Source organism: Oliverpabstia intestinalis, from assembly GCF_009696065.1.
GTDB lineage: Bacteria > Bacillota > Clostridia > Lachnospirales > Lachnospiraceae > Oliverpabstia > Oliverpabstia intestinalis.
This window is the reverse complement of sequence record NZ_VUMS01000004.1, coordinates 94,085-113,907: the sequence shown is the minus strand read 5'-3', so window position 1 is coordinate 113,907 and position 19,823 is coordinate 94,085. Positions and strand designations below refer to the sequence as shown.

Sequence of the window (19,823 nt, the reverse complement as noted above, 5' to 3'; positions counted from 1 at the left end):
GAAAACAAAAGAACACAGGAGGTGATTGTATGGCAGGATTTCATGAGATCATTGGACATGATGATGTTGTAAATCATTTACAGAATGCCATTCAGATGGGGAAAGTTTCACATGCGTATATTTTTAACGGTGAGGTAGGAGCAGGAAAGAAGATGTTGGCTTCTGCATTTGCCATGGCACTGCAGTGTGAAAAGCATGGAACAGATCCATGTATGGAATGTGACTCCTGTAAGAGAGCGTTAAGCAAAAATCACCCGGATATTATTACGATCACACATGAGAAACCGAATTCTATCGGTATCGAGGATATTCGTATCCAGCTGATTGATGATGTATCCATCAAACCTTATACAGGTCCTTATAAAATCTATATTCTGAACGAAGCGGAAAAACTGACGCTGCAGGCGCAGAATGCATTGTTAAAGACCATCGAGGAGCCACCGGCTTATGCGGTGATCCTGCTTTTGACCAGCAATGCGGATTCTCTGCTTCCTACGATTTCTTCCCGGTGCGTGACCTTGAATCTGCGTCCGGTGAAAGAGAGTGATGTGAAAGAATATCTGATGGAGCATATGCATCTGCCGGATTATCAGGCGCAGATCGACGCGGCATTTGCCCAGGGAAATATCGGGAAAGCAAAACAGATCGCAGAATCTACGGAATTTGCCGAGATGGCGGAGAGAGCTTTCCGGCTTCTCAGAAAGAGCAATGAGCTGGAACTGTACGAACTGGTGGAGATGATCAAAGAACTGACAGCGGAAAAACAGAATATTTACGATTATCTGGATCTGTTTACCATGTGGTTTCGGGATGTACTGTTGTTTAAGGCGACAAAAGAAGTAGATGGTCTGATATTTAAAGACCAGTATAATTATATTAAAGAAAGAGCAAAGAAAAGTTCCTATGAGGGTATAGAGAATATTATAGATGCCATAGGAAAGGCCAGAGAGCGTCTGCATTCCAATGTAAATTTTGATCTGGTTATGGAACTGCTCTTCATGACAATCAGGGAGAACTAGAATGGTAAAAATTATCGGTGTCCGGTTTCGGAATGTAGGAAAGATTTATTATTTCAATCCGAAGAGTTTTCAGATGAAACCGGGAGATCATGTAATCGTGGAGACAGCCCGCGGTGTGGAATACGGCACAGTGGTACTGGGTCCGAAAGAAGTAGACGACAGGCAGGTGGTACAGCCTTTAAAAGATGTGATCCGCATGGCTACACAGAAGGATGATGCCAAAGAAGAGAGTAATCGTAAAAAAGAGAAAGAAGCATATCAGGTCTGTGTCAAGAAAATCCGTGCGCATCAGCTGGAGATGAAGTTGATCGATGTGGAATATACCTTTGACAACAACAAGATTCTCTTTTATTTTACCGCAGACGGAAGAATCGACTTCCGTGAACTGGTAAAGGATCTGGCGGCGATCTTCAAAACACGTATTGAGCTGCGTCAGATCGGTGTGAGAGATGAGACGAAGATTCTCGGAGGTATCGGTATCTGCGGTCGCCCTCTGTGCTGCCATACCTATCTGTCAGAATTTGCTCCGGTATCGATCAAGATGGCGAAAGAGCAGAATCTGTCACTGAATCCGACCAAGATCTCAGGTGTCTGCGGCCGTCTGATGTGCTGCCTGAAAAATGAGCAGGAGACATACGAGTATCTGAACAAACAGTTGCCGAATATCGGAGATCAGGTAATGACACCGGAAGGTATCAAGGGTGAGGTACAGAGTGTCAATGTACTTCGTCAGCTGGTAAAAGTGATCATGGATGTCAACGATGAGAAAGAGATCCGTGAGTATAAAGTAGAAGAGTTAAAATTCCGTTCCAGAGGATGCTGCCGGAAAGAGAAGATGAAGCTTTCCAAAGAAGAGCAGAAGATGATGAAGGAACTGGAATAATGACAGGAGAAAAAGATGAATATCCCATTGAAGGAAAATGAGCGTTTGGATGATCTGCAAAATGGCTATCATATTATCCAGAATACCAGGGATTTTTGTTATGGTATCGATGCGGTGCTGCTGTCTGACTTTGCCAGGGTGAAGAAAGGGGAACAGGCGTTGGATCTGGGAACCGGAACGGGAATTATCCCTATTCTGTTAAAAGCAAAGACGCAGGGAGAGCATTTTACCGGTCTGGAGATTCAGGAGCAGAGTGCTGAGATGGCAGGGCGCAGTGTGGTGTATAATCATCTGGAGGATGCGATTACCATCAGAACGGGAGATATCAAAGAAGCCACTGCCATCTTTGGCAGGGCTTCTTTTTCGGTAGTTACCTGCAATCCTCCGTATATGCATGGCAATCACGGTCTGACCAATCCTCATCTGCCCAAGGCAATTGCACGACATGAGGTTTTGTGTACGTTGGAGGATGTGATCTCTCAGACGGCACAGCTGTTAAAGCCACGGGGGCGATTCTATATGGTGCATCGACCGTTTCGTCTGGCAGAGATCATGGGACTGATGATGCAATACAAACTGGAACCGAAGCGGATGCGTCTGGTGTATCCGTATGTGGACCGGGAGCCGAATATGGTTCTGATCGAAGGGCTTCTGGGAGGTAATTCCAGGATCACGGTGGAAAAACCGCTGATCGTATATGAAAAGCCGGGCGTGTATACACAGGAAATCCGGGAAATTTACGGGGATGGAAGATAGGAGGATACCGATACTATGGCAGGAAAATTGTATTTGTGTGCGACACCGATCGGGAATCTGGAAGATATCACCTTTCGTGTGATCCGGACGTTAAAAGAAGTAGATCTGATCGCGGCGGAGGATACGAGAAACAGTATCAAACTGTTGAATCATTTTGAGATTTCAACGCCGATGACCAGTTATCATGAATATAACAAGATCGATAAAGGTCATTATCTGATCGGTCTGATGCAGCAGGGACAGCAGATCGCCCTGATCACGGATGCAGGAACACCGGGTATTTCTGATCCGGGAGAGGAACTGGTGGCGATGTGCCATGAGGCAGGGATCCCGGTCACTTCGCTTCCGGGTCCGGCTGCGTGTATCACGGCGCTTACGATCTCCGGATTATCGACGAGACGGTTTGCGTTCGAGGCTTTTCTGCCGACGGATAAGAAGGAGAAACAGGCGATTCTGGAGGAGTTGAAAGAGGAGACGAGAACGACGATTCTTTATGAAGCACCGCACCGGCTGGTACGGACGCTGGAAGAGCTGGTGGCTGCGCTCGGAAACCGGAGGGTGACGATCTGCAGGGAGCTTACGAAAAAACATGAGACGGCGTTTCTTACAACGCTGGAGGATGCACTGGAGTATTACCGGCAGGAGGATCCCCGTGGAGAGTGTGTGATCGTGATGGAAGGCAGAAGCCGGAGAGAGATGATCGAGGAGAAGCAGCGGGCATGGGAAGAGATGTCGCTGGAGGAACACATGAAGATCTATGAGGATCAGGGGATTGGACGGAAGGACGCTATGAAGATGGTGGCGAAGGATCGGGGGATCTCGAAACGGGAGGTTTATCAGGGCCTGCTGGAAAATTCTTAAGAGTAGTTGCAAGGGGACGCCCGGTGTGAGAACAACAAGGGGGCGGAGGCAGCGTGCAGAGCGACTTTAAGCTATCTGCCAACTACGACTATATTTACGAGGGTCAGCTGACCCTCGCAAAAGTCTACGTAGGCAGAGGATCTTAAAGCTCACTCTAAGCGGCACGCAAAATGCCTCCACCCCCTTGTTGTTCTCACACAGGGCTGTGCACTGGCTGAATCTTTATTTGAATGTAGAGTTTGGTTGTGGCAGTCCCTGATGGCGGGGAAAGGATGGATGAAAGTTGTACATGAATGAATATAGTTTAAAAATGATAATGCATTTTATTGACATATAATAAAACCCCTCGGGAGATGTGTTCCGAGGGGCTTTTGGAAATGGTAGGTTGTTAAATTGTATCCATAAGGTCTGCGCCGCTGATGATGCGGTGCCAGAGGTTTTCGCGTTTGGGGGTTCCCGGGAGGAAGTAGGGGAGGCGGTCGGCTTCCAGTTCTTCCAGGCGCTTTACTCTGCCGTCGATATAGTAACGGAGACGGTAGCGGGTGCTGGTAAGGCGGGCGATGACGCCGGAGAGTTTGATGTCTACGAGTTCATAGCCGAAAGGTTTTGCGTCCTGCATCCAGAGGTGTTCGCGCAGAAGTCTGGTTGTGGACAGATCGTTGATGATTCCGGGGATAACTTCTTCGCAGATGGTCTCCAGTGTGGATAAGTCATGGGCATCGTATGCTTTTTTCAGGCGGACGCCAAGGTCGGCCTTGCCGGCGAGCGTGCTGGCGAGACTGTGATAGAAAGCAAACAGCGTATCATAAGCCGGAGTATGTTTTCGGCAGATTTCCAGGCGGTCTGCCAGATCCTGATAATAACGTTCAGTGTCCAGATCCAGATCTTCGATATGGCGGTCAAAGATGCCGAGAAGAGGATCCTGATACAGCAGATATTTGGACGGATTATCGGTGTCCAGATTCGGCTGTCCGTTCTGGAACAGGGAGTCCAGTGCATCCAGTTCCAGGAAGTCGTTCAGGCTGGCACCGGTCACGTCGTGGAATTCTTCTGCCAGTGCTTTCTCATCGAAGTCTTCATGGAAGCCAAGATGAGCGAACAGCACCAGACCGGGCAGAACGGCATCTACAGGAGTTTCTGCACCGTTATCCATCCAGGCGGTACAGAAGACTTCCGGCAGATGATATTTTTTGCATGCGGCAAGTCCCGCACGGGTGCAGGTAAAGGTCTTGGAATAGTTTGGTGATATTCCGTTCCAGATCCAGGAACCTCCGGCAAAGATGACTTTGTTAGAAAGCTGCTGATGAACGCGGATCATTTTTTCATAGATTTTCTGATCAGGGTTATAGTAGTCCCAGTAAACCAGTCCAAGTTCCGGATCCGGTTTTTCCCAGTCACTGCAGTCTGTATCGTCGGCAACATCATAATAACCGCCACCGGTGTTGGCAGTGATATACATATCGCTCCAGATCATCGGTTCCAGCCCCAGCTTTTTGCAGATTTCAAAAACGCGGGCACTGTGTTCGCGAATCAGGACGGAACTTTTGGTATATCCGTTTTCCCGGAGGTATTTTCCAAGGCCGAGCTGCGCAGCTTCGTCCATGCCCAGATGTACCCGGTTGGTGGAAAAGGACTCTTTTACGGAGCAAAGCATTTTTTCAATAAGGGTGTAGACTTCCTCTTTTCCTACCTGAAGGATGTCGGCGGTGTCCTTGACGGTTTCTCCAAGCGGCCATTTCAAAGCATTGTGAAGATGGGCCAGTGTCTGGATACACGGAACAAGTTCAATGCCGAAAGTTCTTGCATAAGCATCCATCTCGCGGATCTCATCCTGGCTGTAGCGGCCACGGTAGGCACCGAAATAAGGTTCATCCGGTACGGTGTAAGTCTCTTCGGTGTAGAGCATCAGGGTGTTCATTCCCAGTTTCGCCATGATACGAATAAAAGATTTTACCTTTTCTACGGTAAATACTGCATTTCTGGAGCAGTCCAGCATCACTCCGTTTTTTGAAAAGTATACAGGTTCACTTTTCGTGTTCCAGGTATCCTCCGGATGATGTAACGCCCAGTTCAGTCCCCGATAATAATGTGCCGGTTCCTGACAGGTAATAAGCAGGTGATCGCCGTTTCGTGCGATGGTAAGCGGAACATTTTCCTGAAACTCCACCTGAATCTCCAGTTCCTTTTCTGATTTGATATCCCCCAATAAAAGTTGCGTTCCTTCTTCCACTTTTTTCAGGTCAGTGGAGGAAGGGGAAAATGAAAATTTCATAACCTTCTCCTTTCTTCCGAAAAGTTTTCGGACAAGCTTTTGCTTTATGATTTATTGTAACGAATGGTGGGGGGAAAGTAAAGATAATGGGGGAGAAAGAAGTTTCAGAAATAAAGAATACTTGAAGAACCGGGGATTTGAGGAAGCGTGAAGATACTGGATTGTTACATATTTATACGATGGAAAGCGTATACATAACTGAATACAATAAAAACGGAGTATCTTTTCATGAATTATCTCTGGGGCAGTATGATTCTGATCGGGATTATCTACGGGACAGTGACCGGGCATCTGGAGGAAGTATCAGAGGTGGCGATTCAGTCTTCGAAGGAGGCAGTAAGTCTGTGCGTGGTGATGGCTGGGGTTACGGCACTCTGGGTGGGGATGATGCGGATTGCAGAGAAGTCCGGACTTCTGGAGGCGATGGAGCAGAGAATGCAGCCGGTGCTGAACTTTCTGTTTCCGGAGATTCCCGGGAATCACCCGTCGAGGAAATCGATTGCCACGAATCTGCTGGCGAACGTCCTGGGACTCGGCTGGGCGGCGACACCGGCAGGACTGAAGGCCATGGAAGAACTGGCAGATCTGGAGGAAGAGCGGCGAAGGAAAAAGCAACGGGCAGTGCCGATCGGTGCAGCCAGCAACGAGATGTGCGATTTCCTGATCCTGAATATTTCCTCCCTACAACTGATTCCGGTCAGCATTATTGCCTTCCGGACGGAATACGGAAGCGTGGCACCCACAGCGATCGTGGGACCGGCGATTCTCGCAACGGCGGTCAGCACAGGGATTGCCATATTCTATATTAAAATAAGAAAATACATATATAGGAAACTGTTTGACAGATAGATAAGAATACGTTATCTTTTATGATAGAAGAAAAAATGAAAATAAAAAGGTGTCAGGAAGACACATTTTTTTGACAGGGAAATATGAGATGAGAATGGTATATGGCGTTGCAGCAGGAGCGGAAATTATGTCTGCGATTACTTTATGTTTCATGATAAAACAGAGCAGCTGAAGAAACTGGAATGGGAACGTTATCGTGCATCTCATGACAGCCTGACAGGACTGTATAACAAAGAGGAATTTTATCGTCAGGTTGAAAGATTGCTGAAAGAATATCCGGATACAGAATTCTACATATTATGCAGTAATATGAAAGACTTTAAATTTGTAAACGAACTTTTCGGCATGAAAAAAGGAAATGCGATCCTGCGTAAACAGGCAGAACAGATGAAACAGATTCATGGATCTTTTGCAAAAACTGTCTGTGCCCGTATACAGGACGATCATTTTGCCACCTGTATTCCCAAAGCATATTTTAACGAAGATAAGGTTGTTGAGCAGATCCGCAGTATGCAGAAAGAATTTACCAACAGTCTGTTTCATCTTCACCTGTATATCGGAGTATATGAAATCACCAACAGAGAAGAGCCGGTGAGTAAGATGTGTGATAAGGCAAATCTGGCCAGTGAAACGATAAAAAATGATTACAAGACCTGCATTGCTTATTATGACCGGCATCTGCTGGAACAGTCCATTGCTGAGCGAAAGATCATCGGTGAGTTTGAAGAGGCGCTGGAACAGGAAGAATTTGAAGGAACTTATATGTGAAACAGTTACCGATGATTTTACAAAAAATAGTATTGAAAAATGAAAAAGCATCGCATATAATGGGTGAAAGTAAATAATGTGATAAAGATCCCGGGGCTGTGGCCCCGGATTTTTATCGCGCAAAATGAGGAGTTTTTATGAGAGGAGGAACTTTATGGAGAGAGATATGACGGTGGGAACACCGTATAAGATTATCCTGAATTTTACGCTCCCAATTGTTATTGGAAATATTTTCCAGCAGTTTTACAGCATGGTGGATACGGTCATTGTCGGTAAGTTCGTGGGAACGAAGGCACTGGCGGCTGTCGGATCGACCGGAACGATCGGGTTTCTGATCCTGGGATTCCTGATGGGACTTACGGCAGGTTTTACGGTCCTGACCAGTCAGCGATTCGGTGCCGGAGATATGCCGGGGATGCGAAAGACGGTCGGATCTGCGGCAGTACTTTCGGTGATCGTCAGCGTGGTGATGACGGTGATCAGTATGGCGTTTATGAAGCCTCTGCTGATTCTTATGAATACACCGGAAGATATTTTTCAGGATGCGTATAAGTATATTATGATCATCTGTGCGGGGATTTTTACACAGGTTATGTATAATCTGTTAGCGGGTATCCTGCGTGCGCTGGGTAACAGTAAGACGCCGTTGTATTTTCTGCTGTTTTCCGCAGTACTGAATATTGTGTTGGATCTGGTACTGATCATTGTGTTTCACCTGGGAGCAGCAGGAGCGGCGTATGCGACGGTTATTGCGCAGGGAGTTTCGGCGTTGCTTTGTCTGGTCTATATTATTAAGAAAGTGCCGATTCTGAAGCTGGATCGCTGGGATTTTAAACTGGATGGTCATCTGGTACGGCAGCAGCTGGCCATCGGTTTTCCGATGGCACTGCAGTATTCGATCACTGCGATCGGTGCGATGATGGTGCAGGCTGCGCTGAATGTGCTTGGTTCTGTGCATGTGGCAGCGTTTACTGCGGCAAATAAGATCGAGCAGGTGGCAACGCAGGTTTATGTGGCACTGGGTACTACGATGGCTACTTACTGTGCACAGAATATGGGTGCGGGTAAGGTGAAGAGGATCAGCAGAGGATTCCGGGCAACAACGATCATGGGTAGCATTTATTCGGTGGTGTTCGGAGTGTTGGTGTTCTTCTTTGGTAATATGCTGACCGGACTGTTTGTGTCTGAGAATCTGGATCAGATCGTGGGTCTGGTGGATATTTATATGAAATGCGTGGCGCTGTTCTTTATTCCGCTTAATGTGGTAAATGTATACCGAAACGGTATCCAGGGAATGGGCTATGGATTCCTTCCCATGACGGCAGGGATTGCAGAGCTGGCAGGAAGAGGGCTGACGGCTGTAGTTGCTTCGCATTATAAGAGTTATCTGGGGATTTGTCTGGCAAGCCCGGTGGCGTGGATTTTTGCGTCTGCACTGCTGTTGGTGATGTATTTTGGGATTATGAATAAGTATAAGAAGGCTGGGAATTTCCGGGAGTAGAGGTTAGTGTCGTAAAAAGGGACGCGGCAGACTCCTGGCTTCCTGGTCTGGCAACGTGGGCAGGGCAACTTTGAGCTAGCCGCCAACTACGACTATATTCACGCGGGTCGGCTGACCCGCGCGAAAGTCTGCGTAGGCGTCGGATCTCAAAGCTTGCCCTAAGCGCCCACAAAGTGTTGCCAGACCAGGAAGCCAGGAGTCTGCCGCTGTTTTTTGCGTGGGGGAGATAGTGGTTGAGAGCGGAGGGGGTTGATTGGTATGGGAAAATGAATGCTATAGGGGTAGTACAGGAGAAAATGTGTGCGTTATACGTTGTATCGGAAGTGGTTTTTGGGATAATTGGTGGTATAAGTAAGAGATTATAGGCATATGGTTGTTTTTATGTAAACCAGGTGAGAAAGTAAACGAATAGAGATTTACATAAGGTTTGCTATGACGGTGCTGGCGATGATTCCGGACAGGGTGGCGAGGAGGGCGCCGGGGAGGGTGTAGCGGGGGTTTTGGACTTTGGCGGCTATGTAGTAGACGCTTAGGGTATAGAAGATGGTTTCGGTGCTGCTGAGGATGAGGGAGGCGGTCAGGCCGATGGTGGAGTCGGGGCCGTGTTGTTTGTAGAGGTCGAGGAGGAGACTGGTGGCGGCGCCGGAGGAGAACATTTTTACGATGGAGAGGGGAACCAGGGCGGAGGGGAAGCCGGTGGGTTTCAGGAGGTTTTCGAGGAGGGATGCGAGGGCATCCAGGAAGCCGGAGGCACGCAGGATCCCCACGCCGGTCATCAGACCGATTAACGTGGGCATGATTTTTACCACTATTTTCAAACCGTCGAAAGCACCGGTGACGAAGTCGTTGTAGATGTCCTTTTTCATCAGAAGACCGAAGCCGACGATGTAGAAAAAGAGGAGTGGGATCATCAGATCAGAAAGAAAAAGCAGGATACGCATACAAAGCTCCGGGAAGGATTGTTCTTTGTAAATATATGCGGAAGGAGGACGGGAAAGTACATGAAGAAAAGAATTCTAATCACTGGGGTTCTGGTTGCATTGATAATGTTCGTTTTCATACTGATGGGTAAAAAATTGTGAATAGTATATGGTTTAAAACTCAATGGGATATTAACTTTCCATTTGTTGAATCTTATTATACGGTTGACGGCATGTGGGAATCATATAATATTTATTTGTGCTCAGAAAATGACAAAAAGGTTCTAAAAACATCATTGTACAAGCAGATACCAACAAAGTATTGGGAGGAAGAAATTATAAAATATTTAAAAAATTTGAATGTTGATCCTATAATGTATCCTTCTTTTTCTGAAATTGATTATTGCATAAGAAGAAAAAATGGAGACGCTGAGCTAATCATGCTTATGAGTAGTTCACAAGATATGCTATATGTTTATACATGTACACGATAAATGAAAATTTGTAACTGTTCAGTACTTTCACAGGTACGAGCAAAAATGCATTTGAAATTACCTTCGGCAAGGGCAGTTTGCTTGTATGTCTCGGGATTTTGGCATATTCATCAAAACACCTTGCGAAATATTACCTGCTGAATAGTTACGAAAATATCGGCTTACAAGAGTATACAAAGAGGGACTGTCATTCCAGACAGTCCCTTTCCTTACGTTATACGGACAAACAGTTAAAGAATGTTATCGGCATAAGATTAAGCCGTTTTTTTCGCATAAGATTTCGGCCATTTCTTTACCCGGTAACAGTAGTAAACGATAAACATCACCGCCGTGATCGCCCAGGTGACCGGGTAGCTGAGGACGATGGTGTTGAGGCCCGGAGCGAGTGGTACGATGAAGAAGAGCCAGGCGATACGCAGCAGGCAGACACCGAAACAGGTGATAAGCATTGGGATCACAACATCTCCGGTTCCGCGGAGTGCACCGGAGAGCAGTTCGATGAAGACGAACAGGCAGTATGCCGGAGCAACGTGGTGCAACATCTGCATACCGATAGAGACTACATTTTCATCGGAGGTAAACAGACGAAACAGCGGAGTGCCGAAGTTATAGAATATGAGAGTCAATGTCAGAGCTGTACAAAGCCCCATACAAAGTCCGATGCGGACACTCTTTTTCATGCGGTCGTATTTTCCGGCACCGAAATTCTGCCCTACGAAAGTCGTAACGGCGATACCGAATGCACTATTGACCATCCAGTAGAAAGAATCGATCTTTCCGAAAGCACTCCAGGCGGCCACTGTATCGGTTCCCAGATTATTTAAGAACGTCTGGATCAGCATGTTGGTGACGCTGTATAAAACAGACTGGATGCCGGTAGGACAGCCCACCCAGATCAGACTGATCAGAGCAGATTTGTGGAATCGGATCTTTCGGAACTCCAGCTGATACAGATCATCGGAACGCATCAGGGCGCGGGTGATCAAAACGGCACTGACTCCCTGAGAAAAAATCGTGGCGATTGACACACCGGCAACTCCCATGTGAAAAACGATCACCAGCACGATATCCAGCACAATATTCAGGATACAGCAGACGATCAGATAATATAACGGTCTGCGGGAATCACCCATCGCGCGAAGGATACTGGATCCCACGTTATAGATAAAGACAAAGATAATACCGGCGAAGTAGATCCGCAGATAGAGCAGGGCATCCGCCATGGTTTCCTGTGGTGTGTGCATCAGTTCAAGCAACCAGGGAGCGATCAGAATTCCCAGAGCGGTAATGAAAATACTTCCAACGATAGAGAATGCAAAGGCAGTATGCAGGGCACGGTTCAGCTGCGCTCTATCCTTCGCACCGTAAAACTGGGAAATGATAACCGAAGCACCGGAAGCCAGTCCGACGAAGAAGCCCACGATCAGACCCACAATCTGTGCGGCGGAACCACCGACGGCGGCAAGAGCTTCTTTGCTGACAAAACGCCCGACAACGATCGTATCTGCCGTGTTGTACAGCTGCTGAAAAAATGTTCCCAGAACAATGGGGAAAAAGAACAATAAAAGTTGTTTCCAGATCACGCCCTCGGTGATCTGATTGGTTGTAACAGTTTCTTTTTTCATTTGTGTAAAAACCCTCCTGTGTAAAAAAACGCCCTGCATTTTCCCCCATGAAACATGCAGCGCTCTTATGTTCAGCATAAGCGAAACCATCCGGAAAGTCAATGGGTGGAAGTATGGAATTATGAATTTTCAGGGAAGATGAAAGTACTTGAAAGTAAAAGAAAACATGTTATACTGGATGTAGAAATATAGTAACTATTTTATAACAGGAAAAGGTAGCTGTGAAGGACCGGAACAGCTGCAAGCAGATGCCGGAAAGGATTGGAAGATGAGTTATTACAGAAAAACAATAGTACCCAACATAGAAGCCCATTATGAAAATCTGTCTGCAGTGGAAAAAAATATCGCTGATTTTTTTATTTCCAATGAGGAAGACATGGATTTTTCATCCAGACATATTTCTTCGATGCTGTATGTGTCAGAGGCATCTCTGTCCCGATTCGCGAAAAAATGTGGTTATAAGGGCTATCGGGAATTTGTGTTCAAATACAAAGAATCGTTCGGAGAAAAAGATCACCAGATCACAGGACAGATGAGAGAAGTATTTGACTCTTATCAGGAGTTACTGAACAAAAGTTATAATCTGGCAGATGAGGCGCAGCTTCGCCGGATTGCCGGGAAGATGTCAGAGTGCCGGCGGGTTTTTGTTTACGGGAAAGGAAGTTCCAGCCTGGCAGCCAGAGAGATGCAGTTTCGTTTCATGCGGCTGGGACTGGATATGGATGCGGTAGATGAGACCCATATGATGCGGTTTCATTCGACGATCGTGCAGGAAGACTGCATGGCGATCGGCATCAGTATCAGTGGCAGGACGGAAGAAGTGATGGAATGTCTGAAACAGGCGCACCGGCAGGGAGCCTACACGGTACTGCTGACAGCCAACGACCGCCCGGAATACAGTGAATTCTGTGAAGAAGTGGTATGTCTGGCGGCAAAGAAAAACCTGGACTTTGGCAATATCATCTCTCCGCAGTATCCGATTCTTGTGATGACGGATATTTTATACGGATATTATCTGGAGATCGATTCATCTGTCAAACAGGCACGGCATGATAATTCTGTCATGCTCTTAAAGTCAAGACAGATTCAGGATAAGGACGAAGGAGGAGAAGGAAAACAATGATCATCAAGGGAGCAAAAGTCTATACAGAAGAAGGAACATTTGCGGATAAAGAGGTCTGCATAACAGGGGAAGTTTTTACAGAAACCGGTGGGGACGGAGAAAAAGTGGTTGACGGCAACGGCTGTTATCTGATTCCGGGACTGACAGATATTCATTTTCATGGCTGCATGGGAAAGGATTTCTGTGACGGAACGGAAGAGTCCATTCAGGTAATGGCAGATTATGAGGCCAGCCAGGGCGTGACAACGATCGCACCGGCAACCATGACGTTTGATGAGGAGCGGCTGACACGGATCGCGAAAGCGGCGAAAGCCCATAAAAATGAAAAAGGTGCGATCCTTTGCGGAATCAATATGGAAGGCCCGTTTATCTCTATGGCAAAAAAAGGGGCACAGAACGGAAAATACATCCACAAACCGGATGTGGCAATGTTTGAACGGCTGCAGGAAGCCTCAGGAGGTCTGTTCAAACTGGTAGATCTGGCACCGGAAGAGGAAGGTGCGATGGAATTTATCCGGGCGGAAAAAGGAAAAGTCGTGCTGTCGATCGCGCACACAACAGCGGATTATGAGACAGCAAAAGCAGCGATCGAAGCAGGTGTCACTCATATGACCCATCTGTACAATGCGATGAACCCGATCAACCACCGCGCACCGGGACCGATCATCGCGGCATCAGATGACGAATACTGTGAGGCCGAACTGATCTGCGATAACGTACATATCCACCCGGCAATCGTGAGAAATACATTCAAGATGTTCGGAGAGGATCGTGTGATCTTCATCAGTGACACCATGGAAGCAGCCGGTCTGAAAGATGGCATGTATGAGCTGGGCGGACAGCCGGTGATCGTAAAAGGAAACCGTGCGACCCTGGAAGACGGAACTATTGCAGGTTCCAATACCAACCTGATGAAATGTATGCGTACCGCTGTGAAGCAGATGGGAATTCCTCTGGAAAAAGCGGTAAAATGTGCAGCAGTCAATCCGGCAAAAAGCATCGGTATCTACGACCAATACGGCAGCATCACACCGGGAAAAGTAGCAAATGCAGTACTCCTTGACCAGGAAACTCTGGAAATTAAAGGGGTTATCCTGAAAGGACAGATGCTGTAAATCATGAGAAGAAACCTATAAGGACGGAGTATACAGATCTGACCGGCAGAGAGTACGCAACGGTGAGAAAACAGAGATACAGGAAGATAAAAAACAGGAGCAGAGACGGATGCGATACCGTTTTGCTCCTGCTTTTTGTCTGGCATGATAAGAATCACCGTCTCAAATGTTCCCTCAGATTATCATCTTCATAATCAAATACACAGCGATCGTAAGCATTGATCACATGAGTCTGATTATACTGATCGTAGCGTTTTTGATTCCGTCCGTAGGACATATGTACATGCCCGTGGATAAAAAATCTCGGGTGGTACTTGTCCATCAGAGTGTTGAAGACCTGAAATCCCTGGTGTGGGAGATCCAGACCATCGTTTAACTGATAGGCGGGAGAATGAGTCAGAAGAATATCAAATCCACCGCGGTACAGCAGTGGGAACCATAGTTTTTTGACCCGTTTTTTCATTTCTTTTTCAGTATACTGATTAATCCCGGGGCGGTAGCGCATGGAACCGCCCAGTCCCAGAATACGAACTCCTTCATGGACATAGATCTGATCTTCGATACAGATACATCCATCCGGCGGTGTCTTTTCGTACTTGTCATCGTGATTTCCCCTTACATATAAAACCGGTGCCGTGGTAAAGGTGGCGAGAAAAGACAGATAGTTGGGGTTCAGATCTCCGCTTGAGAGAATCAGATCGATTCCCTCAAGCTTTTCTTTCTGGAAGTAATCCCAGAGATACTTGGATTCTTCATCTGCAATTGCTAATATCCTCATAATTAAAATACCTTTTTGTAAGCCGCGCTTTGTTGTCTAAATCTCCGGGTTGTCGATACCCTGCAGCATCACTACAGGTTTTGCTTTTTCAATCAGATCTTCCATCTTTGGAATATAACCGATGACATTCTCAGCCAGCCAGTCCATGGTGATGATCTCTTCCGGATCCATAACAGCGTCTGCATTTTTCTGAACAATACCGGACTGAGAATACAGTACACCGGAGAACGGATTATAATTCATTTCGCAGATGCTCTTTTTTAACAGATCGACCAGACGGGCGGTACCGATCGGCAGGTGCTGGGAGCAGATCACATCGATGATGCCTGCGGACATACCCCACCAGTAGTTCAGACCTTTGGTGGAATCGTTGGTGTCGTCGATTTTCCATGCCCCGTTCATGATGTTGCGAATCATCTGTTCATAGAATTTACCCCAGTGCCAGATAGGCATCGCAAGGTTCAGAGGCATATCTTCGGAATCACGGTACAGACCGAAATGTCTGGACGGTTCTCCGGGAATCGTCATATCCTGACCGGAAATATAGTGGACTTCGTTTTCGGCGAAACTTTTTGCCATATCGTGATCTTTCAGGGTGGACCATTCCAGGTATACTTTCGCACGTGGATTAACCATTTTTGCACCAAGAGCGAAGGCATTGATGTTGGCAGTCATACCGAAAATCGGATAGTCGGCAATATAACCGATCTTACCGTTTTTGGACATTGCACCTGCGATAGCTCCCATCAGAAATTTTGCTTCATACATACGTGCATAGTAGGTACGGATATAGCGATGGGAGGTGTTCAGAGAACAGTTCAGGATCTTCACTTCCGGGTGCTCGATGGCTGCCTTCAGGCTGGCTTTCAGAAGCGGCGGGGAAGTGGTAAAGATCAGGTTGTTGCCGTCGGCGATGGCTTTTACAAGCAGATCGTCAGCATTTTCTTCGGTGGCGTTATCGTAGCAGGTTGTGGATATCTGATCCTCAAAGGTCTGCTGCAGATGCATACGGCCAAGTTCATGTGCATAAGTCCAGCCGGATATTTCAGCGTTTTTCTCGTGGATGAAAGCCACAAGAAGTTTTGGGGTGCTGGTAGGGATCAGACGGGCAAAGAAGTTTTTCTTTACTTCGCTTTCGGCGGTAGGATCCATCTGCAGTTCCACAGATTCGTCGGTAGTCAGAAGCTTGAATTCGTCCCAGGATTTTGCCAGCTGTTCTTTCAGTTCCACGGCAGTCATATCGTCAAGCGAACGGTAGTCATACAGACCGATAAAATAAAGGAACGCATCACCGGTAGTAATCGGGATTTTATCACCGCCATTTGCCTTGTATTCGGCACGGAAACGGTTGTAAGCAGATGCAAAATCCAGTCTGTCGTCATCGCTCCATGCTTCATCCGGGCGTTTGCCAACGAGACGCTGCAGTTTGGCAAAGCTTCCCAGTTGGGTGAACCAGATATAGTTGATACGAGACAGGGCGTAAAAGTCCATGAACTCATAATAAATTTTATTTCCTTTTTCTTCCGTTCTCGGGGGAACGATACGGGTAACATTGCCCGGAATAGATACTGCATCGAAGAACTTTAATACGCTGACCCGTTTGTTCCCTTCTTCCACATAGAATTTGTTCATGAATTCATATGCTTTGATGGGTTCACGGATCCCTTCATTCAGATGCGCCTTGTACAGGGCCATCCATTTGTATGCAAATTCTGTGTTTTCTTTCAGCAGAGGTTTGAAACCTTTGCTGAATGCGGAACTTCTGCCTGCAGTTTTGGTTCCTACGATCAGTTCAGAAGGGATCTGAACCAGTCCAAGAGGAACCTCCCGGACAGCGACAATGTTTTTTTCTTTTAATATATCATCAAGATTGGGAAGAATCTCGCCTTCTCTTTTGCCGGCGCGCATCGCTTTATAATAGTCGTTTTGTGCTTCGGCCATGGTTGCTGTTATTGCCATAGTTTTACCTCCTGTAAAAATAAAGTGAAGCTGTTATCTGTAAATTGCACTCTTGTAATGATCAGATAGTCGGAATACATTGCGACTCGTAACTGTAAGAGTGTCAAACAGTTACGATGTTTTATAAAAATATCGTATCATCGTGATAAAGAGAAATCAAGCGGTTTTTGTTGAGGAATGCGACGGGAGTGTGGTATAATTACAGAAATGGATGTCCATCGACTGACATATTTTAAGATACAACAGAAAATCCGGATGTGAGAGGTGAGATTTATGGATCAGGCGTATGAAATGTTTCATGAGGTGTTGGTAAAACTGTTCAATGATATTATGAATATCGAAGCAAAAGCAATTATAACGCCGGAATTTAGAGATATCACCAATAATGATATGCATGTGATCGAGGCGGTGGGGATCCGGGAGCCGAGGAATATGTCTTCGGTAGCGAAAACACTGGGGATTACGGTAGGAACCCTGACGATATCCATCAACGGTCTGGTAAAAAAAGGTTATGTGCATCGGGTGCGAAGTGATGCTGACCGGAGGGTAGTACTGGTGTCGCTGACAGAAAAAGGGGAGAAAGCATATCATCACCATGAGAAGTTCCATGAAGATATGATCCAGTCACTGCTTAAAGACCTGTCGGAAGAAGAGACGAAGACATTGGTATCGGCACTTACGAACCTGCGGGATTTTTTTCAGGATTACAAATAGATACGTAACTGTTTAGTACCTTCACAGTTACGTGCCAAAATGCATTTAAAATCACCTTCGGTGATGGCATTTTGGCTTGTATGTCTCAGGATTTTGGCATACTCATGCCAAAACACCTCGCGGTACAGTGGCTACTGAATAGTTACATAGATACAAGAAAAAGAGAGATTTTGCCATCTATAGTTTTGTAAGAAACGGCGGAATCTCTCTTTTTGCGTATAAAACGATGATTTTTCAGATACTCTCTAGCGCATTTTTTTGAGCTGCTGAACCAGTTCCAGATCGGAAGCGGTTATTTTCAGGTTGGTTTCCAGTGTTTCACCGTTCGGGGTAGTAATCTGCATTGCGATCACAGAACCTTCTGCCAGTACGCCTTTTCGGGAAGCGGCGGCAATAAATTTTGGGAATTTTGGATGGTTTGCGGTAAATGTACTCCAGAGACTGGAGAATTTCATCATATCTAATGGGTTCATCCCAGTGGTTCCTCCTTATATGAAGTGTTATAACGTTCCGTTTTTTGTGTTGTGGCAAAATATTACAGTTTTCTCATAAGCATATCCGGATTGGTTGCATAAGTCAAGGCGATTTCTTTTGAAATCTTTCCGGACTTGTACAGGGCGAGCAGACTGTTGTCCATGGAGATCATGTCCGGCTTTGCAGAAGAATAGAGGATTCCGTCGATCTGCGGAATCTTATTGTCCCGGATCATATTACGGATTGCCGGAGTTACGGTCATAATCTCAAATGCCGGAGCAACACCACCGTCAACAGTAGGAATCAGCTGTTGGGATACAACTGCATTTAGCACCATGGAAAGCTGTACTGCAATCTGGTGTTGCTGGTTAGGCGGAAATACATCGATGATACGGTCGATGGTATTGGCTGCGCCGATGGTATGAAGCGTTGAGAAAAGCAGATGGCCGGTTTCTGCGGCGGTCATTGCCACATTGATCGTCTCGTAATCACGCATTTCTCCCAGAAGAATCACATCCGGACTCTGACGCAGAGCTGCGCGCAGGGCAGCTACATAACTGTCAGTATCCACATGAATCTCCCGCTGACTGACGATACTCTTGTTGTGCCGGTGGAGAAATTCCAGAGGGTCTTCCAGAGTGATAATATGTTTTTCCTGATTCTGGTTGATCTGGTCAATGATACAGGCAAGGGTTGTTGATTTTCCGCTTCCTGCAGGACCGGTGATCAGTGTCATTCCTTTTCCGCCCAGACCGAGATTGATGATCGCATCCGGTATTCCCAGCATATGATAATCCGGAAGTCGGAAAGTGATCACACGGATCACAGCAGAGAGTGTACCTCTTTGCTTATAAGCACTGACACGAAAACGGGATACGCCCGGGATGGCAAAAGAAAAGTCATCATCCCCGTGAGAAAGCAGAGATCTCATATCTCTGTTGTCAGCAAGTTCATAAATTTCTTTTAGGAAAGCAGCGGTATCATCCGGTAAAAGACGTTCCTCATTCTCCATGGAAAGGACACCGTTTTTCCGAAGCGAAAGCGGACGTCCGGCAACCAGGAAAATATCGGACGCATTCTCTGCAACCGCCTGCTCTAACATAGCTCGTGCATTCATATATATTACTCCTTTGATAGGATGTCGGGGTCAAAAGGTTAATACTAAATATAGTTTAAAATCAGGAATCTACAGGAGAAAACAGCTGATAGCTATCGTCTCCATCCCAGCTCTCCGTAGCTTCGGTTGTCCACTGTGTGATATGGTAATACCCATTCTGACAGTCGGAGGGTGCCGGGAGTGTCAGAATCACCGAAAGCTGCTGGCTCTTATTGACAGGAACCTGAAAGCTCAGAGTCCCTTCTTTTTTTGCAAAATCGATGGTGAGATCAGAAACTCCGTCCACGGAGCAGTTCTTCAGTTGTTTCCTTATTTCTCTCTGATAAACCGCGGCATCTGCGGAGTCTGCGCCACAGCTTTTGTAAGCATCAGAAAGAATCGTATCGATCTGGTCGAGTGCCTGTTCTGCCAGAGAAGATGCCTGATAATATGCCTGAATCCGGTCAGCAGACTGTTGGCTGAGCGTCCGGTCGTTTTTGGCACCGGATAACGAAAGCAGTGCAAAGGTAAACAGACATAACACCAGAAAGATCATCAGCAGGGATGGTGCGCCCATATGGATAAAAGAAAAAGATGTTTTTTTCTTCTGCTTCAT

The 19,823-nt window shown here is 46.5% G+C and carries 18 protein-coding genes; 10 read left to right on the top strand and 8 right to left on the bottom strand.

The window, feature by feature from the left end; all coding sequences use genetic code 11:
* The first annotated feature begins 29 nt into the window (after positions 1–29).
* The 4 genes from holB to rsmI are packed head-to-tail and all read left to right on the top strand — an operon-like array spanning position 30 to position 3,519.
* Positions 30–1,019 (top strand): DNA polymerase III subunit delta', encoded by a 990-nt coding sequence (gene holB, locus FYJ57_RS03085; RefSeq protein ID WP_022171842.1) that lies wholly within the window; start codon positions 30–32, stop codon positions 1,017–1,019.
* A gap of 1 nt (position 1,020) precedes the next feature.
* The gene (locus FYJ57_RS03080) at positions 1,021–1,902 is read left to right on the top strand and encodes a PSP1 domain-containing protein (protein WP_154431485.1); all 882 of its coding nucleotides are present in this window, start codon (positions 1,021–1,023) and stop codon (positions 1,900–1,902) included.
* 15 nt (positions 1,903–1,917) lie between these two features.
* A complete protein-coding gene (locus tag FYJ57_RS03075) occupies positions 1,918–2,658 on the top strand; it encodes a tRNA1(Val) (adenine(37)-N6)-methyltransferase (RefSeq protein ID WP_022171840.1) in 741 nt (246 codons plus the stop codon).
* 15 nt (positions 2,659–2,673) lie between these two features.
* Positions 2,674–3,519: a 16S rRNA (cytidine(1402)-2'-O)-methyltransferase gene (gene rsmI / locus FYJ57_RS03070; RefSeq protein ID WP_118619220.1), complete on the top strand. Its 846-nt coding sequence runs from the start codon at positions 2,674–2,676 to the stop codon at positions 3,517–3,519.
* A gap of 388 nt (positions 3,520–3,907) precedes the next feature.
* Here the strand turns inward: rsmI and FYJ57_RS03065 are convergent, their stop codons facing one another.
* The gene (locus FYJ57_RS03065) at positions 3,908–5,791 is read right to left on the bottom strand and encodes a beta-N-acetylhexosaminidase (protein ID WP_154431484.1); all 1,884 of its coding nucleotides are present in this window, start codon (positions 5,789–5,791) and stop codon (positions 3,908–3,910) included.
* 228 nt (positions 5,792–6,019) lie between these two features.
* Between FYJ57_RS03065 and FYJ57_RS03060 the strand changes: the two genes are divergently transcribed.
* From FYJ57_RS03060 to FYJ57_RS03050, 3 genes are all read left to right on the top strand, one after another.
* The gene (locus tag FYJ57_RS03060; protein ID WP_154431483.1) at positions 6,020–6,640 is read left to right on the top strand and encodes a nucleoside recognition protein; all 621 of its coding nucleotides are present in this window, start codon (positions 6,020–6,022) and stop codon (positions 6,638–6,640) included.
* 144 nt (positions 6,641–6,784) lie between these two features.
* Positions 6,785–7,408, top strand: a complete 624-nt coding sequence (locus FYJ57_RS03055) for a GGDEF domain-containing protein (RefSeq protein ID WP_154431482.1) — start codon at positions 6,785–6,787, stop codon at positions 7,406–7,408.
* A 154-nt stretch (positions 7,409–7,562) separates the two neighbouring features.
* Positions 7,563–8,909 carry an MATE family efflux transporter gene (locus FYJ57_RS03050; protein WP_154431481.1) on the top strand — a complete coding sequence of 449 codons (1,347 nt, stop codon included), beginning with the start codon at positions 7,563–7,565 and terminating at the stop codon, positions 8,907–8,909.
* A gap of 416 nt (positions 8,910–9,325) precedes the next feature.
* On the opposite strand, the gene FYJ57_RS03045 is transcribed toward FYJ57_RS03050, so the two are convergent.
* Together FYJ57_RS03045 and FYJ57_RS03040 are read right to left on the bottom strand one after the other, a co-directional pair.
* Positions 9,326–9,850: a spore maturation protein gene (locus FYJ57_RS03045; RefSeq protein ID WP_154431480.1), complete on the bottom strand. Its 525-nt coding sequence runs from the start codon at positions 9,848–9,850 to the stop codon at positions 9,326–9,328.
* A gap of 727 nt (positions 9,851–10,577) precedes the next feature.
* Complete coding sequence (locus tag FYJ57_RS03040) at positions 10,578–11,948, bottom strand: MATE family efflux transporter (RefSeq protein ID WP_154431479.1); 1,371 nt, start codon at positions 11,946–11,948, stop codon at positions 10,578–10,580.
* Positions 11,949–12,216: 268 nt separating this feature from the next.
* Between FYJ57_RS03040 and FYJ57_RS03035 the strand changes: the two genes are divergently transcribed.
* The gene (locus FYJ57_RS03035; protein ID WP_022171532.1) at positions 12,217–13,071 is read left to right on the top strand and encodes a MurR/RpiR family transcriptional regulator; all 855 of its coding nucleotides are present in this window, start codon (positions 12,217–12,219) and stop codon (positions 13,069–13,071) included.
* The gene (gene nagA, locus FYJ57_RS03030; RefSeq protein ID WP_154431478.1) at positions 13,068–14,186 is read left to right on the top strand and encodes an N-acetylglucosamine-6-phosphate deacetylase; all 1,119 of its coding nucleotides are present in this window, start codon (positions 13,068–13,070) and stop codon (positions 14,184–14,186) included. Before FYJ57_RS03035 ends, nagA begins: the two co-directional genes overlap by 4 nt.
* Before the next feature lie 154 nt (positions 14,187–14,340).
* Here the strand turns inward: nagA and FYJ57_RS03025 are convergent, their stop codons facing one another.
* Positions 14,341–14,964 (bottom strand): metallophosphoesterase family protein, encoded by a 624-nt coding sequence (locus FYJ57_RS03025; protein ID WP_154431477.1) that lies wholly within the window; start codon positions 14,962–14,964, stop codon positions 14,341–14,343.
* A 36-nt stretch (positions 14,965–15,000) separates the two neighbouring features.
* A complete protein-coding gene (locus tag FYJ57_RS03020; protein WP_235904362.1) occupies positions 15,001–16,923 on the bottom strand; it encodes a BMP family ABC transporter substrate-binding protein in 1,923 nt (640 codons plus the stop codon).
* Between the two features lie 273 nt (positions 16,924–17,196).
* Between FYJ57_RS03020 and FYJ57_RS03015 the strand changes: the two genes are divergently transcribed.
* The gene (locus FYJ57_RS03015; protein ID WP_022171528.1) at positions 17,197–17,637 is read left to right on the top strand and encodes a MarR family winged helix-turn-helix transcriptional regulator; all 441 of its coding nucleotides are present in this window, start codon (positions 17,197–17,199) and stop codon (positions 17,635–17,637) included.
* A 245-nt stretch (positions 17,638–17,882) separates the two neighbouring features.
* Here FYJ57_RS03015 and FYJ57_RS03010 read toward each other — a convergent pair whose 3' ends face one another.
* The 3 genes from FYJ57_RS03010 to FYJ57_RS03000 all read right to left on the bottom strand — a co-directional run bounded on the left by FYJ57_RS03010 (position 17,883) and on the right by FYJ57_RS03000 (position 19,823).
* Positions 17,883–18,110 (bottom strand): hypothetical protein, encoded by a 228-nt coding sequence (locus FYJ57_RS03010; protein WP_106491222.1) that lies wholly within the window; start codon positions 18,108–18,110, stop codon positions 17,883–17,885.
* Positions 18,111–18,172: 62 nt separating this feature from the next.
* The gene (locus tag FYJ57_RS03005) at positions 18,173–19,228 is read right to left on the bottom strand and encodes a type IV pilus twitching motility protein PilT (protein ID WP_106491221.1); all 1,056 of its coding nucleotides are present in this window, start codon (positions 19,226–19,228) and stop codon (positions 18,173–18,175) included.
* A 61-nt stretch (positions 19,229–19,289) separates the two neighbouring features.
* Complete coding sequence (locus tag FYJ57_RS03000; RefSeq protein ID WP_154431476.1) at positions 19,290–19,823, bottom strand: hypothetical protein; 534 nt, start codon at positions 19,821–19,823, stop codon at positions 19,290–19,292.

Excerpts from the sequence above, each read along its gene's own strand:
- FYJ57_RS03035 (WP_022171532.1), top strand. The coding sequence starts at position 12,217 with ATGAGTTATTACAGAAAAACAATAGTACCCAACATAGAAGCCCATTAT.
- rsmI (WP_118619220.1), top strand. The coding sequence starts at position 2,674 with ATGGCAGGAAAATTGTATTTGTGTGCGACACCGATCGGGAATCTGGAA.
- nagA (WP_154431478.1), top strand. The coding sequence starts at position 13,068 with ATGATCATCAAGGGAGCAAAAGTCTATACAGAAGAAGGAACATTTGCG.
- FYJ57_RS03060 (WP_154431483.1), top strand. The coding sequence starts at position 6,020 with ATGAATTATCTCTGGGGCAGTATGATTCTGATCGGGATTATCTACGGG.
- FYJ57_RS03020 (WP_235904362.1), bottom strand. The coding sequence starts at position 16,923 with ATGGCAATAACAGCAACCATGGCCGAAGCACAAAACGACTATTATAAA.
- FYJ57_RS03050 (WP_154431481.1), top strand. The coding sequence starts at position 7,563 with ATGGAGAGAGATATGACGGTGGGAACACCGTATAAGATTATCCTGAAT.
- holB (WP_022171842.1), top strand. The coding sequence starts at position 30 with ATGGCAGGATTTCATGAGATCATTGGACATGATGATGTTGTAAATCAT.
- FYJ57_RS03000 (WP_154431476.1), bottom strand. The coding sequence starts at position 19,823 with ATGAAGCAGAAGAAAAAAACATCTTTTTCTTTTATCCATATGGGCGCA.
- FYJ57_RS03045 (WP_154431480.1), bottom strand. The coding sequence starts at position 9,850 with ATGCGTATCCTGCTTTTTCTTTCTGATCTGATGATCCCACTCCTCTTT.
- FYJ57_RS03025 (WP_154431477.1), bottom strand. The coding sequence starts at position 14,964 with ATGAGGATATTAGCAATTGCAGATGAAGAATCCAAGTATCTCTGGGAT.
- FYJ57_RS03075 (WP_022171840.1), top strand. The coding sequence starts at position 1,918 with ATGAATATCCCATTGAAGGAAAATGAGCGTTTGGATGATCTGCAAAAT.
- FYJ57_RS03015 (WP_022171528.1), top strand. The coding sequence starts at position 17,197 with ATGGATCAGGCGTATGAAATGTTTCATGAGGTGTTGGTAAAACTGTTC.
- FYJ57_RS03055 (WP_154431482.1), top strand. The coding sequence starts at position 6,785 with ATGTTTCATGATAAAACAGAGCAGCTGAAGAAACTGGAATGGGAACGT.
- FYJ57_RS03040 (WP_154431479.1), bottom strand. The coding sequence starts at position 11,948 with ATGAAAAAAGAAACTGTTACAACCAATCAGATCACCGAGGGCGTGATC.
- FYJ57_RS03080 (WP_154431485.1), top strand. The coding sequence starts at position 1,021 with ATGGTAAAAATTATCGGTGTCCGGTTTCGGAATGTAGGAAAGATTTAT.
- FYJ57_RS03065 (WP_154431484.1), bottom strand. The coding sequence starts at position 5,791 with ATGAAATTTTCATTTTCCCCTTCCTCCACTGACCTGAAAAAAGTGGAA.
- FYJ57_RS03005 (WP_106491221.1), bottom strand. The coding sequence starts at position 19,228 with ATGAATGCACGAGCTATGTTAGAGCAGGCGGTTGCAGAGAATGCGTCC.
- FYJ57_RS03010 (WP_106491222.1), bottom strand. The coding sequence starts at position 18,110 with ATGAACCCATTAGATATGATGAAATTCTCCAGTCTCTGGAGTACATTT.